Genomic DNA, 15,619 nt, shown 5'->3' on the forward strand with positions numbered 1-15,619 from the left:
GGGAGGTTTTCAACGATGCCGTCACGGTCCCCTGAAACCTGGCCCCACGGCGCGATCATGCTGGATGCCGACCACACGCAATTCGCGTTGTGGGCGCCGGATGCGTTTTACGTCAGCGTCGAGCTGGACAACGGCCAGTCCCTGCCGATGCTGCCGCAGGGCGATGGCTGGTTCGTAATCAAAAGCCACTGCCCCGCCGGCCGTCGCTACCGCTATAACATCGACGGCGAACTGGAGGTGCCCGACCCGGCCTCCAGGGCGCAGGACAGCGACCTCGACCGTCACAGCGTGGTGGTCGATCCGCACGCTTATCACTGGCGACACAGTACATGGCAAGGCCGGCCATGGAACGAAGCGGTGATCTACGAACTGCACGTCGGCGCCCTCGGCGGTTTTGCCGAAGTCGAACAACATCTGGCACGACTGGCCGGGCTGGGCATCACCGCCATCGAGCTGATGCCGATCGCGCAGTTTCCCGGCGCTCGCAACTGGGGTTACGACGGCGTGCTGCACTTCGCGCCGCAAGCTTCCTATGGCACGCCGGAACAGCTCAAACACCTGATCGACAGTGCTCACGATTATGGCCTGGCGGTGATTCTCGACGTGGTCTACAACCACTTCGGCCCGGACGGCAATTACCTGCATCGCTACGCCAAGGGCTTTTTTCGCGAGGACAAACACACGCCCTGGGGCGCGGCCATTGATTTCCGTCGCCGCGAAGTGCGGGACTTCTTCGTCGAAAATGCGCTGATGTGGCTGCTGGAATACCGTTTCGACGGCCTGCGCCTGGACGCGGTGCATGCCATCGAAGACCCGGATTTCCTGCAAGAACTGGCGCAACGCATCCGGCAGCAGATCGACCCGGCGAGGCATGTCTGGCTGACCGTGGAGAACGAGCACAATCAGGCCAGCCTGCTGGAAGACGCCTACGATGCCCAGTGGAACGACGACGGCCACAATGCCCTGCACGTTCTGCTGACCGGTGAAACCGATGCCTATTACGCCGACTACGCCGAACATCCCACCGAACAACTGGCCCGCTGCCTGAGCCAGGGTTTTGTGTTTCAGGGCCAACTGACCCGCCACGGCACGCCCCGTGGCGAGCCGAGCGAACATCTGCCGTCCACCGCGTTTGTGCTGTTCCTGCAGAACCACGACCAGATCGGCAACCGCGCCTTCGGCGAACGCCTGCATCAACTGGCCGATCCTCGCGCCCTGCAGGCCGCCACCGTGTTGTTGCTGTTGTCACCGATGATTCCGTTGATGTTCATGGGCGACGAATACGCCGCCGAGCAACCCTTTCTGTTTTTCACCAGCCACCACGGCGAACTCGCCAAATTGGTGCGCGAAGGCCGGCGCAACGAGTTCGCCGCGTTCAGTGCGTTTGCCGATCCACAGCGCCGCGAGCAGATTCCCGATCCCAACGCCGAACAGACGTTCCACGCCTCGCAACCGCGGCTGATCGGTAGCGGCACACCGAAGCAGCAGGCCACCCTGGCGCTGTATCGGCACCTGTTGCAACTGCGCCATCAACACATCATTCCGCACTTGCCCGGAACCCAGGCGCTCGGCGCTCAAGTGCTGGGGCCTGGCGCCGTCAGCGCGCGCTGGCGTCTGGGCAATGGCAGCGAGCTGCGAATCGACCTGAACCTCGGCGACAGCCCGGTGGTCAACCCACCACAGGCCGAATCGGTGTGGCTGCTGCGCCAGCCGCCCGCTGCCGACCTGACAGATGAAGGGCAACTGCCCGCGTATTGCGCGCTCGTCAGCCTCACGGCCGCAACCCCTTTGCCACCCCTGGATGGAGAGCGCCTATGAGCGATGCGCAACTGGAAATTCTCGCCAGCCGAGCCGGCCTTGCGGTCGACTGGATCGACGCCAATGGCCGTCAGCAAAAAGTCGCCCCGGCAGTGCTGCGCAATGTCCTCACCGGGCTCGGTCACCCGGCCGGCTCGGCCCAGGAAATCGACGCCAGCCTGCTGGAACTGCAACAAGTGCAACAGGACCGCCAATTGCCGCCGCTGCTGACCGCCGATGTCGGCGTGGGCCTCGATCTGGCGCGTTACTTCGAACCCGGAAGCCCCTGTGAGATTCATTTGGAGGACGGCACGCGACTGTCGCTCAAACTCGATGCCGATGCGGTGCTGCCCGGTGAAATTCCAGTCGGATATCAGCAAATCCACATCGCCGATCAACATTTCACCCTCGCCGTGGCCCCCGAGCGTTGCTACAGCGTGGGCGATGCCGTGGACAACCCGATCCCCCGCGCCTGGGGTCTGAGCGTGCAGCTTTACAGCCTGCGCCGCCCCGGCGACGGCGGTTTCGGCGACACCCAGGCTCTGGAAGAACTGGCCCGCAGCGCCGGCGAACGCGGGGCCGACGCACTGGCAATCAGCCCGCTGCACGCAATGTTCAGCGCCGACACCGGGCGCTACAGCCCTTATTCACCGTCCAGCCGCCTGTTCCTCAATTCCTTGTATGCCTCGCCGGGGACCATTCTCGGCGAGCGCGCCCTGCGCGATGCCATCGACGCGGCCGGCCTCAACGATCAGTTCGAGCAACTGGAGAACCTGAAACTGATCGACTGGCCCAGCGCCGCCGACGCCAAGCAAAAACTCCTGCAAGCGCTGTACGAAGGTTTCATCCGTGGCGAGCATCCGCTGCAGGCGGATTTCTCCAGTTACCGCGACGCGGGTGGCGAAGCGCTGGAAAACCACTGCCGCTTCGAAGCGATCCAGGAAATGCGCGCAGCCCGTGGCGAGAACCTCGACTGGCGCGAATGGCCCGAACACTGGCACGACCCGCGCGGCGCGGCACTCAGTGCATTTGCCGAGGAATACGCCGAACGCATCGGCTACTTCGCGTTTTGCCAGTGGTTGATTCACCGCTGCCTGGAACGCGCGCAAAACGCCGCCCGCAGCGCCGGCATGGGCATCGGTCTGATCGCCGACCTCGCGGTGGGTGCCGACGGTGCCGGTAGCCAGGCCTGGAGTTTTCAGGACGAATTGCTGGCGTCACTGACGGTCGGTGCGCCACCGGACATTCTCAACCGCTCCGGCCAGGGCTGGGGCATCTCGGCGTTCTCCCCGGAGGGTCTGGTGCGCAATGGTTTTCGGGCGTTCATCGACATGCTGCGCGCCAACTTCGCCCACGCCGGCGGGCTGCGTATCGACCATGTCATGGGCCTGCAACGGCTGTGGGTGATTCCCAACGGCGCAGCCCCGGCGGACGGCGCGTACTTGTATTACCCGGTGGACGACCTGCTGCGTCTGCTGACCCTCGAATCCCACCGCCATCAAGCGATCGTGCTGGGCGAAGACCTCGGCACCGTGCCCGACGGGCTGCGGGAAAAACTGATCGCCCGCGCCATGCTCGGGATGCGCGTGCTGTTGTTCGAACAGGACAACACCTGGTTCAAACCGATCCTCGACTGGCCGGACAACGCTTTGGCCACCACCAGCACCCACGATCTGCCGACGCTCAACGGCTGGTGGCATGGCCGGGACATCGACTGGAATGCACGACTCGGGCTGATCGACGCCAACGGCGAAATCGACTGGCGCCGCTATCGCGAGCGCGAGCGCGACGGGTTACGCAATGCCCTGAGCCAGGATCCGCAGAACTTTCGCGAGGAGTCCCACGAAGCCGATCAGGTGGTCGACGCCAGTGTCCGCTTCCTTGGCCATACCCGCGCACCGCTGGTGCTGCTGCCGCTGGAGGACGCGCTGGGCCTGGACGAACAGGCCAACCTGCCCGGCACCATCGACACTCATCCGAACTGGTCGCGGCGCCTGCCGGGCACCAGTGACACCTTGCTGGATGGCGTCGATGCCGCGCGGCGTCTGGAACTGCTCGCCTGCGCCCGCCTTCAGGCCGCCGAGCGTGACCAATGAGTACAGTGCAAAACCTGACCTTGCGCGCCACGGTGCGTCTGCAGTTTCACAAGGGCTTCACCCTCGATGAGGCCGTGCCGCTGGTGGCGTACTTTTCCCGGCTCGGCATCAGCCATGTTTACGCCTCACCGCTGCTCGCGGCCCGTGCAGGCTCCATGCACGGCTACGACGTGGTCGACCCGACCCGGGTCAACCCGGAACTTGGCGGCGAACCGGCATTGCGCCGGCTGGTCGCGGCTCTGCGTGAGCACGGCATGGGACTGATCCTCGACATCGTCTCCAATCACATGGCGGTGGGCGGCGGTGATAATCCGTGGTGGCTCGACCTGCTGGAATGGGGCCGGCTCAGTCCCTATGGCGAGTTCTTCGACATTCAATGGCACTCGCCTGATCCGTTGATGGAAGGCCAGCTGTTGCTGCCCTTTCTTGGCAGCGATTACGGCATTGCATTGCAGGACGGCACGCTGCCGCTGGTGTTCAACGCCGAGTCCGGCACCTTCCATGTCGAGCATTACGAGCATCACTTCCCGATCTGCCCCGGGGATTACGGCGAACTGCTAAAAACCGACGAGCCGGCGAACGAAGCGCTGAAGTCGCTGGCCGATCGCTTCAGCAGCCTCAGCTACCAGACCGATGCCCGCTCGCTGGCCGTCCCGCTCAAGGAAGAACTCCAGCAACTGGCAAGCGACCCGCACATCCTGCAAGCCATTCAGCACAACCTGACGCATTACGACTCGAAGACCGAAGACGGTTTCCAGCGCCTGCATCAACTGCTGGAGCGGCAAAGCTATCGTCTGGCCAGTTGGCGCACCGCAGCGGATGACATTAACTGGCGGCGCTTCTTCGACATCAACGAACTCGGCGGCCTGCGGGTCGAGCGACCCGCCGTGTTCGAGGCGACCCACGGCAAGATCTTCCAGTTGATCGAAGAAGGCCTGATCGACGGTTTGCGCATCGACCACATCGACGGCCTCGCCGACCCACGGGGTTACTGCCGCAAGCTGCGGCGACGCCTCGACTTTCTCGCACCTGGGCGACATTTGCCGATCTACGTCGAGAAGATTCTCGGCGACGGCGAAACCCTGCGCACCGACTGGGCGGTGGATGGCAGCACCGGTTACGAGTTCATGAATCAGCTGTCGCTGCTGCAACACGACCCGGCCGGCGAGCATGTGCTCGGCGACCTGTGGCAACGCCGTACCGAGCGCCCCGCCGCGTTTATCGAGGAGGCACGGCTGGCGCGTCAACAGATTCTCAATGGTTCGCTGGCCAGCGATTGCGAAAGCGTTGCCCAGGCGCTGCTGCAAGTGGCGCGGGACGACCTGATGACTCGCGACCTCACGCTCGGCTCGATCCGCCGGGTGCTGCAGGCGCTGATCGTGCACTTCCCGGTGTATCGCACCTACATCAGCGCGATGGGCCGCTCGGCGCAGGACGAGGTGTTTTTCCAGCAGGCCATGGAAGGTGCGCGGCAGACACTGAGCGAAAGCGACTGGCCGGTGCTTGAGTCCGTCGCCGGCTGGCTCGGCGGCCAGCCATGGCGGCGCAAGCCCCGTGGGCGTTCGCGCAAGATCCTGCGCCACGCCTGCGTACGCTTTCAGCAACTGACCTCGCCCGCCGCCGCCAAAGCCGTGGAGGACACCGCTCTGTATCGCTCGGCGGTGCTGCTGTCGCGCAATGACGTGGGCTACAACACCGAACAGTTCAGCGCCCCGGTAAGCGACTTTCATGCGACCAACCAGCAACGTCTGACGACATTCCCCGACAACCTGCTGGCCACCGCCACACACGACCACAAACGCGGCGAAGACACCCGTGCACGGCTGGCCGTGCTCAGCGAGCGCAGCCACTGGTACGCCGAACAGGTCGAGCTGTGGCGTGCCCTCGCCCGGCCATTGCGTAATGACGACCAGATGCCGTCGCCCGCTGACGAATTGATCCTGTATCAGGCACTGCTCGGCAGTTGGCCGCTGGAGCTGCACAACGACGATCAGGCCGGATTCACCGACTACGCCAGACGCATCTGGCAATGGCAGCAGAAAGCCCTGCGCGAAGCCAAGCTGCAAAGCAGTTGGAGTGCGCCGAACGAAGCCTACGAAAACGCCGCCCAGTCATTCACCGAGCAACTGTTGCTGGCGCCCGAAGGTGAGCTGCTGCGCGGGGCACTGGCCAAGAGCGTCAACAGCATCGCTGCTGCCGGCGCCCTCAACAGTCTGGCGCAAACCTTGCTGCACATGACCGTGCCGGGGGTGCCGGATCTGTATCAGGGCAACGAGTACTGGGATTTCAGCCTGGTGGATCCGGACAACCGCCGGCCGGTGGACTACGACTTGCGAGAGCAATCCGTGAAACCCGCGCCCGTAGCGGAACTGCTGTCGAACTGGCGCGACGGGCGCATCAAACAAGCATTGATCGCGCAAGTACTGAACCTGCGCGCCGAGCACACCGAGCTGTTTCGCCGAGGCTCGTACCAGGCCCTGGAGGTGCTGGGCAGCCAGGCGCACAACGTGCTTGCGTTTGCCCGCGAGCACGAGGGGAAACGGGCCATCGTCATCGTGCCGATCCGTTGCGCGACCCTGCTGGAAAACGGTGCCGTCCCGCAGGTCGATGCGCTGCGTTGGGGCGATACGCGGGTGGAATTACCGTTCGCCGCCTCCGACGAAAATCTGAAGGGACTTTTTTCAAGCACCGCAGTCACAAAAAACAGGGAGCTGGAGGTCAGCGCTGCGCTGGGGGACTTCCCGGTCAATCTGTTTATCCAACACTTCTAGAAGCATGAGTTCAGTTCAGGAGCATTGCGATGAGTACCGACGATAAACGCATCCGCGAATTCGCCTATCAGATCTGGGAATCGGAAGGTAAGCCCGAAGGTCATGAAGCCCGCCACTGGGAGATGGCACGCAAACTGGCCGAGGCCGAGGCACTGGCTCCAAAGAAATCGCCGAAGGCTGCCGCCGCCAAAACGGCGAGCACCAAGGCCTCTGCCCCCAAGACAACAGCGGCCAAGCCCAAAGCCACGACGGCAAAAGCCAAGCCAGCCAGCGCCGCCAAAGTGATTCCCCCGGGCGAAAAAGCCGCCGAGAAAAAGCCCCGCGCGCCGCGCAAGCCCCCGGCCATCTGAGGCTTTTCCAACCATAGAACTGAATGACCGTGTGGCGGGTTCGCTCGCCACAGTGGGTTCACTCGCCCTTTAAAAATGCCCACCCCGATTTGCAGGAGCAATCATGACTCATCCAAAGAAAGCCGAGCCCGCCGCACATGCCGAACCCACGCGAATCCGCGAGGGTCTGCCCTTCCCGCTCGGCGCCACCTGGGATGGGCTGGGGGTGAACTTTGCGCTGTTTTCCGCCAACGCCACCCGCGTCGAACTGTGCATCTTCGACGATGCCGGCGAAGTCGAACTCGAACGCATCGAACTGCCGGAATACACCGACGAGATTTTCCACGGCTATTTACCCGATGCCCATCCGGGGCTGATCTATGGCTACCGCGTCTACGGTCCCTACGATCCGGCGAACGGCCACCGCTTCAACCACAACAAGTTGCTGATCGACCCTTACGCCAAGCAACTGGTCGGCCAGTTGAAATGGTCCGAAGCACTGTTCGGCTACACCATCGGCCACCCCGACGCCGACCTCAGTTTCGACGAGCGCGACAGCGCGCCGTTCGTGCCCAAATGCAAGGTCATCGACCCGGCGCATACCTGGGGCAACGACCACCGCGTCAGCGTGCCGTGGGACAAGACCATCATTTACGAGACCCATGTACGCGGCATCAGCATGCGCCACCCCGCCGTGCCGGATAACGTACGCGGCACGTTTGCCGGGCTGATGGTCGACGATGTGCTGGAACACATCCGCAAGCTTGGCGTGTCGACCGTTGAGCTGCTGCCCATTCACGCTTTCGTCAATGACCAGCACCTGCTGCACAAGGGCATGACCAATTACTGGGGCTACAACAGCATCGCCTTCTTCGCCCCGGACCCGCGTTACCTGGCCAGCGGCAAGATCGCCGAGTTCAAGGAGATGGTCGCGCACCTGCACGAAGCCAATCTCGAAGTGATCCTCGATGTGGTCTACAACCACACCGCCGAGGGCAACGAACAGGGCCCGACCCTGTCGATGCGCGGGATCGACAACGCCTCGTACTACCGGTTGATGCCGGACGACAAGCGCTTCTATATCAACGACTCCGGCACCGGCAACACCCTGGACCTGAGTCACCCGTGCGTGCTGCAGATGGTCACCGACTCGTTGCGCTACTGGGCCAGCGAAATGCACGTCGACGGTTTCCGCTTCGATCTGGCGACCATCCTCGGGCGCTATCACGACGGTTTCGACGAACGCCACAGTTTCCTCGTCGCCTGCCGTCAGGACCCGGTGCTGCGTCAGGTGAAGCTGATCGCCGAACCCTGGGACTGCGGCCCCGGCGGCTATCAGGTCGGCAACTTCCCGCCGGGCTGGGTCGAGTGGAACGACAAGTTTCGCGATACCGTGCGCGCCTTCTGGAAAGGCGATGACGGTCAGCTCGCCGATTTCGCCAGCCGCATGACCGCTTCCGGCGAGATGTTCAATCAGCGTGGTCGACGCCCTTATTCATCGGTGAACTTCGTCACCGCCCACGACGGTTTCACCCTCAACGATCTGGTGTCCTACAACGACAAGCACAACGAGGCCAACGACGAAAACAATCAGGACGGCAGCAACAACAACCTGTCCTGGAACCACGGCGTCGAAGGGCCCACCGACGATCCGGAAATCAACGCGCTGCGTCACCGGCAGATGCGCAATTTCTTCGCCACCCTGTTGCTGGCCCAAGGCACGCCGATGATCGTTGCCGGCGACGAATTCGCCCGCACCCAGGACGGCAACAACAACGCCTACTGCCAGGACAGCGAGATCGGTTGGGTCAACTGGGACCTGAGCGAGGACGGCAAGGCGCTGCTGAAATTCGTCAAACGCCTGATCAAGTTGCGGCTGACCTACCCGATCCTGCGACGCGGGCGTTTTCTGGTGGGCGAGTACAACGAAGACATCGGGGTCAAGGACGTGACCTGGCTGGCACCGGACGCCACAGAGATGACCACCGAGCACTGGCACGATGCACACAACCGTTGCCTGGGCATGCTGCTCGATGGCCGTGCACAGGAAACCGGCATCCGCCGCAAGGGCGCTGACGCCACATTGCTGCTGGTGGTCAACGCCCACCACGACATCGTCAACTTCACCTTGCCGGAAGTGCCTGAAGGCAGTTTCTGGACCTGCATGGTCGACACCAATCAACCGTCGATCCGGGGTCAGGAACGCTTCGATTTCGGCCATCAATACTCGGTCACCGGACGCTCGCTGCTGTTGTTCGAACTGCAACGCGACGAGGAAGACTGAGATGGATCTTTCGGGCTATTTCTCGCGTCACACGCCGGACTACCGGGATAGCGCAGCGCTGGGGCGGTGCCTGCGGGAAATGGTCGAGGCCGGACTGGACCGACTGCCGTTGCCCGGCAGCGGTCGCACGCTGGAGCGCTGGCAACGACTGTCCGAAGTCGGCGGCCATGATCTGGGTTTGTGCAAACTCTACGAAGGTCATACCGATGCCTTGGCGATCATCGAGCAGCTCGGCGGCACACCGACACCCGACAGTACGTGGGGCATGTGGGCGGCCGAACCACCACAGGCGCGGGTCCGTGTCAGCCGTTCGGGGCAACTGGTGCGGTTGAACGGGCGCAAGGCCTGGTGTTCCGGGGCGGCGGTGCTCAGTCATGCCCTGCTCACGGCGTGGGATGAGGAGGATCGGCAGCAACTGGTGGCCGTGGCGCTCGATCAACCGGGTGTACGCGTGACCGATCAGGGCTGGCAAGCCGTCGGCATGGCCACCACCGGCAGCGTCGAGGTGCTGTTCGATGATGTGGAGGCCCAGGCGATCGGCGACCCCGGCGATTACCTGCAACGTCCGGGTTTCTGGCACGGCGGGATCGGGATCGCCGCGTGCTGGTACGGCGCCGCGAAAGAGATCGGCGAACGCTTGCGCCAGCAATGTGCGCGACGAGAAGAGCCACACGCGCTGGCCAGTCTCGGCGTCGTCGACAGCGCCTTGCACGCTGCATCTCAAGTGCTGCGTGTCAGCGCTCTGGACATCGACAGCAATCCCCACGCCAACGCCGAACTGCTGGCCCGCCGCGTTCGCGCAGTCGTCGAAGATGCCGCCGAACAGGTCATCCGCGAGACCGGACGAGCACTCGGGGCCGGGCCGTTCTGCAAGGATCCGCACTTTGCCCGACTGGCGGCCGACCTGCCGGTTTACCTGCGCCAGAGCCACGCCGAACGGGATCTGGCGGCACTTGGCCAATTGATTGCGCAACAACCACGCGGGGGCTGGGCATTATGAAACGCAACCCGATCGTCGGCGAGGGAACCTCCCTGCATGAATGGCAGGGCTCACGGCATCTGGCGGCGGTGGACAGCATCGACATCCTCGACCTGGTGCCGCCGGGATCGAGGGCGGTGGTGATTGCCCCGCACCCGGACGACGAGATCCTGGGATGCGGCGGACTGCTGCAGTTGCTCGCTGCGGCGGGGCGCACAATTCAACTGATTTCGGTCACGGATGGCAGCGCCAGTCATCCCGGCTCGGATCGCTGGCCGGTGGAGCGCCTGAGTGTGGTGCGACCGCAGGAATCCGCAGAAGCCCTGCGCCGCCTCGGCCTACCCATGCACCAGTTGCAATGGTTGCGTGGTGGCTTCCCCGACACGCAAGTCGCCGCGCGCGAGTCGATGCTGTGCGAATACCTGATTCACTACCTGCAACCCGACGACGTGATCTTCACCACCTGGCGCGAGGACGGCCACAGCGACCATGAAGCCGTCGGCCGCGCCAGCATCGAAGCGGCCCGGCGCGTCGGTGCGATTTGCCACGAACTGCCGGTCTGGACCTGGCACTGGGCAACCCCGGAAGACGCCATCGTGCCCTGGGAACGGGCACGCAAAATCCTGCTCAGCCCGGCGCAGGTCGCGCGCAAGCGTCATGCGGTGCATGCGTTTGCCAGTCAACTGGAGTGCGATCCCGACGCGGGCCTGCCACCGGTGCTCGCGCCCTATGTCATCGATCGACTGCTGCAACCGTTCGAGGTGGTCTTCCTGTGAGCGTCGAGAATCGCTACTTCGAAGGCCTGTTCGCGGGCAATAACGACCCCTGGGGATTCCGCCAGCGCTGGTACGAGCAGCGCAAACGCCTCGTGACCCTGGCGGCCCTGCCCCGCCCGCACTACCGGGCAATCTTTGAACCGGGATGCGCCAACGGTGAACTGAGTGCGGCACTGGCCGAGCGCTGCGATCGATTGGTGTGCTGCGACACATCTACCGCTGCGGTCAATCTGGCGCGTACCCGACTGAGCCTGTTCGACCACGCCGAGGTGCGTCACAGTCGATTGCCGGGCGACTGGCCTGAGGAAAAGTTCGACCTGATTGTCTTCAGCGAAATCGGCTACTACCTCCATCGACAGGATCTGACAGAGGTCATCCGCCGCATCAGCGATTCACTGACGGCAGACGGGCAATTGCTCGCCTGCCACTGGCGGCCGCCTATCGAAGGTTGCCCGCTCAATGCCCGTCAGGTTCACGATCTGATTCACGAACAGTTGCACCTGCCGCGACTGGTTCTGCATCAGGAAGCGGATTTCCTGCTCGAAGTCTGGAGTCGCGAGCCCCGCTCGGTGGCCGCACTGGAGGGGTTGCGATGATTGGCATCCTGATTCCTGCACACAACGAAGAAGAGTGGCTCGACGACTGCCTCTGCGCCGCCCTGCGCGCGGGTGACCATCCTTTGCTGGCGGGTGAAGCGGTGGAAATCCTGGTGGTGCTCGACAGTTGCACCGATCGTTCGGCGCACATCGTCAGCCAGTACCCGGTGCTGGCGCTGAGCATCGACGCGCGCAATGTCGGGCAGGCTCGCGCCATTGGCGCACAACAACTGCTTGAACGCGGTGCGCGCTGGATTTCCTGCTCGGACGCCGACAGCCGGGTCGCCGAAGACTGGCTGGTGGCACAACTGGGGCTGGGCATGGATGCCGTGTGCGGCACGGTGACGGTCGAACGCTGGCATGAATCGTTCGATGAAGCGGCGCAGATTCGCTATCACCGTGATTACCAGGCCTGCGAGGGACACCGGCACATCCATGGCGCCAATCTGGGTGTCAGTGCGCAGGCCTACGTCCGCGCTGGCGGTTTCGAGCCGTTGTCCTGTGATGAGGATGTGCAACTGGTCCGGCAACTGGAGCGTTGCGGGGCCAGCATCGCCTGGAGCCATCGCCCGCAGGTCATTACCAGCGCACGCCTGGACAGTCGCGCGCGCGGTGGTTTTGGCGACTATCTGCGACACTTGGCACAGACTGAATAAAAAAAAGCGGAGCAGATTGATCTGCGACGCGACGAACCGTCCTTCTTGAGCAATACTCTGCATCGCGGCAATCCAGGGTTCGGAGCGCTGCCGGGTAATCAACCAGTCTTCAGGGGTCAATCACGCGTGGTCGTGTGCGACTGAAGGCCAGACACAACAAGGACGTCCTGCCCATGAAACCGTTATCTCTCAACGAAAGCGGCCTGCCGGCGCAAATATGGAACAGCGCCGCGCAACTCGACAACATTCCGGTCATCAACACCCACAGTCTCGTGCCGCCCGGTGCCCGTGCGGTGGTCATTGCGCCCCATCCCGGCGATGAAGTGGTGACCTGCGGCGGCCTGCTGCAACTGTTGTCGGCCCTCGGCCATCCCCTGCAATTGCTCTCGATCACCGATGGCAGCGCCAGTCACCCCGGCTCGCGTCAGTGGTCAGAAAAACGCCTGAGCGTTTTCCGTCCCCAGGAAAGCGTCGAGGCCCTGCGCCGTCTGGGCCTGCCGATGCACAGCCTGAAATGGGTGCGCGGCGGTTTCACCGACAATGCCCTGCTCGATCAGGAAACCCAGCTGACGGAATTCATTTCCCGCTACCTGCGCCCCGGCGACGTGGTGTTCAGCACCTGGTGCGAGGACGGCAGCGCCGATCATGAAGTGGTCGGCCGCGCCAGCGCCAAAGCCGCCCGACAGGCCGGCGCCACGTACCACGATGTGCCGGTCTGGGCCTGGCACTGGCCGGAGCGGGATCAGGCACAGATCCCGTGGCACCGCGCCCGCAAGCTGCGCCTCGACACCTGGACCGTCGCACGCAAGAGCCACGCCACACACGCCTACGCCAGCCAGTTGAACGGCGAGCCGGCCATCGGCATTGCGCCGCTGCTGCCCAAGGCTATTCTGGAGCGCATGCGTCTGCCTTATGAAATTGTCTTCGTTGACTGACAGGCGGGCGCGGGCAGTCACTCAATGTGAACTGCCCGCGCCCGGATCAGTCGCAAGAAGAGGCAGTCATGATTCATAGGAGCGACCGTGTCCAGCGATCCCAAGCGTCATGCCATCGACGTGTCCGCCATTCATCGCCTGCGGGTGTTGACGGTCAATACACACAAGGGTTTCACCGCACTCAATCGGCGTTTCATCCTCCCGGAGCTGCGTGAAGCGGTACGCAGCACCAGCGCCGATCTGGTGTTTCTTCAGGAAGTGGTGGGTGAACACGAACGGCACTCGAACCGTTACAACGAGTGGCCGCAAACCTCGCAATACGAATTTCTCGCCGACAGCATGTGGAGCGATTTCGCCTACGGGCGCAACGCCGTCTACCCCGACGGCCACCACGGCAATGCGCTGCTGTCGAAGTACCCGATCCGCGAATACCGCAACCTCGACGTTTCGATCACCGGCCCCGAACGACGGGGCCTGCTGCATTGCGTACTGGACGTACCGGGGCATGCCGAAGTCCATGCGATCTGCGTACACCTGAGCCTGCTGGAAAGCCACCGGCAATTGCAGTTGCAGCTGCTCTGCCAGTTGCTCGAATCCCTGCCGGATGATGCACCGGTGATCATCGCCGGCGACTTCAATGACTGGCAGATGCAGGGCAATGTCGCCCTCGCCCGTCGCGACTACCTGCACGAAGCGTTCGAGCGCCATCACGGGCGACCGGCCAAGACCTACCCGGCGCGCTTTCCGCTGCTGCGGCTCGACCGGGTCTACCTGCGCAATGCCAGCAGTCATGACCCGCAGATTCTTGGCAGCAAACCCTGGACGCATCTGTCGGACCATCTGCCGTTGGCGGTCGAGGTGCATTTGTAGCTCGACCGAGCAGTGAGTGTTTACGCCAGTGCCGATTACAGTAGCAATATTGACAGTAATGACCTGCATGGACTGGCAGGAAACAGGGGCGATCGCATCAATTGGCAAGCCGATAGCAGACTAAGCAAACGCTCTGTCTCGCGGTTCAAGGTGTGTTTCTCCCTGCAAACAACAACTTAGATATGTGCAGAAAAACAAACGCTTGCGACCTTTGATTTAGCCATACCGCTCATCGTCCATTTTCTTGACGCAATGTCAGCGGTCTTCTTAGCTCTACCTTACTACCCCCGGAACCACTACTCGGGGCGAGCCTTCGGACACTCGTGAAAACGGGCTGCCCCAGGTTCGCCTCGCTCCATTCGGTCGCCCCTCATTCGGGGTAGGAGAGACGCCAAGGCGAGATACCGCATGCGCTAGCAAGGTAGACCTTCATGAAAACTTCACTCACCCCACACGAGATCAAAATCACCTTTTGCACCGTTTCAAGTTCTATCTTGCTGTGCTCATCCATGGAGGCGCAGGCGGGTCCTGTGGCGGATGAGACTACCCCCTGGTATCGCCAGGACGTCCCGATCATGACGCTGCCCGCGACCGTCATCACGCCCGATTCGCAACGCCTGAGCCCGCGCCCGGATCTGCGCGGCACACGTCTGATCACCGAGGATCTCGCCCCCTCGGAGTGGGATCAGCTTTACGGGCAGCCTTCTCGCCTGGCACAGACCGACATCCTTGGCACCGGGTTTGCGGTGCCCGGCTCGGGGGAAGTTAAAGGGCCGGCGGTGCTGACCTTGCATGGCAGTGGCGGCCAGACCCAGCGTATCGGTCTGATCGGCGGCCTGAATCAGATCCAGGGCAACGGCAGCGGCCTGATCGTCAACCGCGCCCTCGCCGACCCGACCACCGACACCCTCAATCTGCAGGGCCAGAGCCTCGGTGCCTATTACAGCCTGACCGGGGCCCAGGGCTGGCATGTCGACCTGTCAGCCAGCGGTGGCCGGGTCAGTGGTTTCAGCCGCAATGAACAGGGTGCGCGCCTGGCCACGGAAGGCAGCGCGATGACCCTCTCGGTGGAAGGCGGTTTCCCGATCGGACTGAGCGAAAACTGGGTAGTCGAGCCACAGGCGCAGTTGATCAATCAGCGCATCACCCTCGACACGCCTTACGCGGGCTCGGGCAACGCTTCATCGACTGATATTTCGTCCTGGAGCGGCCGGGTCGGCGCCCGCCTGAAAGGCAGCTACGACCTGAGCGGTCTGCCGGTCGAACCCTACGTGCGCACCAACCTCTGGCACACGGTGTACACCGGCAACGCGGTGACGCTCGATCAAGTGGACAAGATCAGCAGCAGCCGCAAGTCCTCGACGGTGGAACTTGGTCTGGGTCTGGTGGCGAAGGTCACGCCGTCAGTGAGTCTGTACGTCAGCGCCGACTACAGCAGTGATGTGGATGACAACGATCTGAACGGGTTAATCGGCAGTCTCGGGGTGCGGATGCGCTGGTAAGCACGCTCCTGCGGGAGCAAGCCGTTTG

General features: G+C 63.2%; 12 protein-coding genes. All 12 read left to right on the forward strand.

Annotated elements, in window-relative coordinates; all coding sequences use genetic code 11:
* Nucleotides 1-15: 15 nt before the first annotated feature.
* Nucleotides 16-1,818: a malto-oligosyltrehalose trehalohydrolase gene (gene treZ, locus DXT77_RS00605; RefSeq protein ID WP_119426209.1), complete on the forward strand. Its 1,803-nt coding sequence runs from the start codon at nucleotides 16-18 to the stop codon at nucleotides 1,816-1,818.
* Nucleotides 1,815-3,893 (forward strand): 4-alpha-glucanotransferase, encoded by a 2,079-nt coding sequence (gene malQ, locus DXT77_RS00610; RefSeq protein ID WP_119426210.1) that lies wholly within the window; start codon nucleotides 1,815-1,817, stop codon nucleotides 3,891-3,893. The genes treZ and malQ overlap by 4 nt, the downstream gene beginning before the upstream one ends.
* The gene (locus DXT77_RS00615; RefSeq protein WP_119426211.1) at nucleotides 3,890-6,664 is read left to right on the forward strand and encodes a malto-oligosyltrehalose synthase; all 2,775 of its coding nucleotides are present in this window, start codon (nucleotides 3,890-3,892) and stop codon (nucleotides 6,662-6,664) included. Before malQ ends, DXT77_RS00615 begins: the two co-directional genes overlap by 4 nt.
* Before the next feature lie 29 nt (nucleotides 6,665-6,693).
* A complete protein-coding gene (locus DXT77_RS00620) occupies nucleotides 6,694-7,014 on the forward strand; it encodes a DUF2934 domain-containing protein (RefSeq protein WP_119426212.1) in 321 nt (106 codons plus the stop codon).
* A gap of 103 nt (nucleotides 7,015-7,117) precedes the next feature.
* Nucleotides 7,118-9,277 (forward strand): glycogen debranching protein GlgX, encoded by a 2,160-nt coding sequence (gene glgX, locus DXT77_RS00625; protein ID WP_119426213.1) that lies wholly within the window; start codon nucleotides 7,118-7,120, stop codon nucleotides 9,275-9,277.
* A 1-nt stretch (nucleotide 9,278) separates the two neighbouring features.
* Entirely contained in the window at nucleotides 9,279-10,277 is a 999-nt protein-coding gene (locus DXT77_RS00630; protein WP_119426214.1) for an acyl-CoA dehydrogenase family protein, read from the forward strand.
* Nucleotides 10,274-11,032, forward strand: coding sequence for a PIG-L deacetylase family protein (locus tag DXT77_RS00635; RefSeq protein ID WP_119426215.1), 759 nt, complete (start codon nucleotides 10,274-10,276; stop codon nucleotides 11,030-11,032). Before DXT77_RS00630 ends, DXT77_RS00635 begins: the two co-directional genes overlap by 4 nt.
* Complete coding sequence (locus DXT77_RS00640; protein WP_119426216.1) at nucleotides 11,029-11,628, forward strand: SAM-dependent methyltransferase; 600 nt, start codon at nucleotides 11,029-11,031, stop codon at nucleotides 11,626-11,628. Before DXT77_RS00635 ends, DXT77_RS00640 begins: the two co-directional genes overlap by 4 nt.
* Entirely contained in the window at nucleotides 11,625-12,284 is a 660-nt protein-coding gene (locus tag DXT77_RS00645) for a glycosyltransferase family 2 protein (RefSeq protein ID WP_119426217.1), read from the forward strand. The genes DXT77_RS00640 and DXT77_RS00645 overlap by 4 nt, the downstream gene beginning before the upstream one ends.
* Before the next feature lie 173 nt (nucleotides 12,285-12,457).
* Entirely contained in the window at nucleotides 12,458-13,219 is a 762-nt protein-coding gene (locus DXT77_RS00650; RefSeq protein ID WP_085708214.1) for a PIG-L deacetylase family protein, read from the forward strand.
* Between the two features lie 87 nt (nucleotides 13,220-13,306).
* On the forward strand, nucleotides 13,307-14,089 hold the full coding sequence (locus DXT77_RS00655; protein WP_114882679.1) for an endonuclease/exonuclease/phosphatase family protein: 783 nt from the start codon (nucleotides 13,307-13,309) through the stop codon (nucleotides 14,087-14,089).
* Nucleotides 14,090-14,520: 431 nt separating this feature from the next.
* On the forward strand, nucleotides 14,521-15,591 hold the full coding sequence (locus tag DXT77_RS00660) for an autotransporter outer membrane beta-barrel domain-containing protein (RefSeq protein WP_119426218.1): 1,071 nt from the start codon (nucleotides 14,521-14,523) through the stop codon (nucleotides 15,589-15,591).
* The last annotated feature ends 28 nt before the right edge of the window (nucleotides 15,592-15,619 follow it).

Origin of the sequence: Pseudomonas sp. 91RF, assembly GCF_003576265.1 — a bacterium.
Taxonomy (GTDB): Bacteria; Pseudomonadota; Gammaproteobacteria; order Pseudomonadales; family Pseudomonadaceae; genus Aquipseudomonas; species Aquipseudomonas kribbensis.

Excerpts from the sequence above, each read along its gene's own strand:
- DXT77_RS00645 (WP_119426217.1), top strand. The coding sequence starts at position 11,625 with ATGATTGGCATCCTGATTCCTGCACACAACGAAGAAGAGTGGCTCGAC.
- DXT77_RS00620 (WP_119426212.1), top strand. The coding sequence starts at position 6,694 with ATGAGTACCGACGATAAACGCATCCGCGAATTCGCCTATCAGATCTGG.
- glgX (WP_119426213.1), top strand. The coding sequence starts at position 7,118 with ATGACTCATCCAAAGAAAGCCGAGCCCGCCGCACATGCCGAACCCACG.
- treZ (WP_119426209.1), top strand. The coding sequence starts at position 16 with ATGCCGTCACGGTCCCCTGAAACCTGGCCCCACGGCGCGATCATGCTG.
- DXT77_RS00615 (WP_119426211.1), top strand. The coding sequence starts at position 3,890 with ATGAGTACAGTGCAAAACCTGACCTTGCGCGCCACGGTGCGTCTGCAG.
- DXT77_RS00660 (WP_119426218.1), top strand. The coding sequence starts at position 14,521 with ATGAAAACTTCACTCACCCCACACGAGATCAAAATCACCTTTTGCACC.
- malQ (WP_119426210.1), top strand. The coding sequence starts at position 1,815 with ATGAGCGATGCGCAACTGGAAATTCTCGCCAGCCGAGCCGGCCTTGCG.
- DXT77_RS00630 (WP_119426214.1), top strand. The coding sequence starts at position 9,279 with ATGGATCTTTCGGGCTATTTCTCGCGTCACACGCCGGACTACCGGGAT.
- DXT77_RS00635 (WP_119426215.1), top strand. The coding sequence starts at position 10,274 with ATGAAACGCAACCCGATCGTCGGCGAGGGAACCTCCCTGCATGAATGG.
- DXT77_RS00650 (WP_085708214.1), top strand. The coding sequence starts at position 12,458 with ATGAAACCGTTATCTCTCAACGAAAGCGGCCTGCCGGCGCAAATATGG.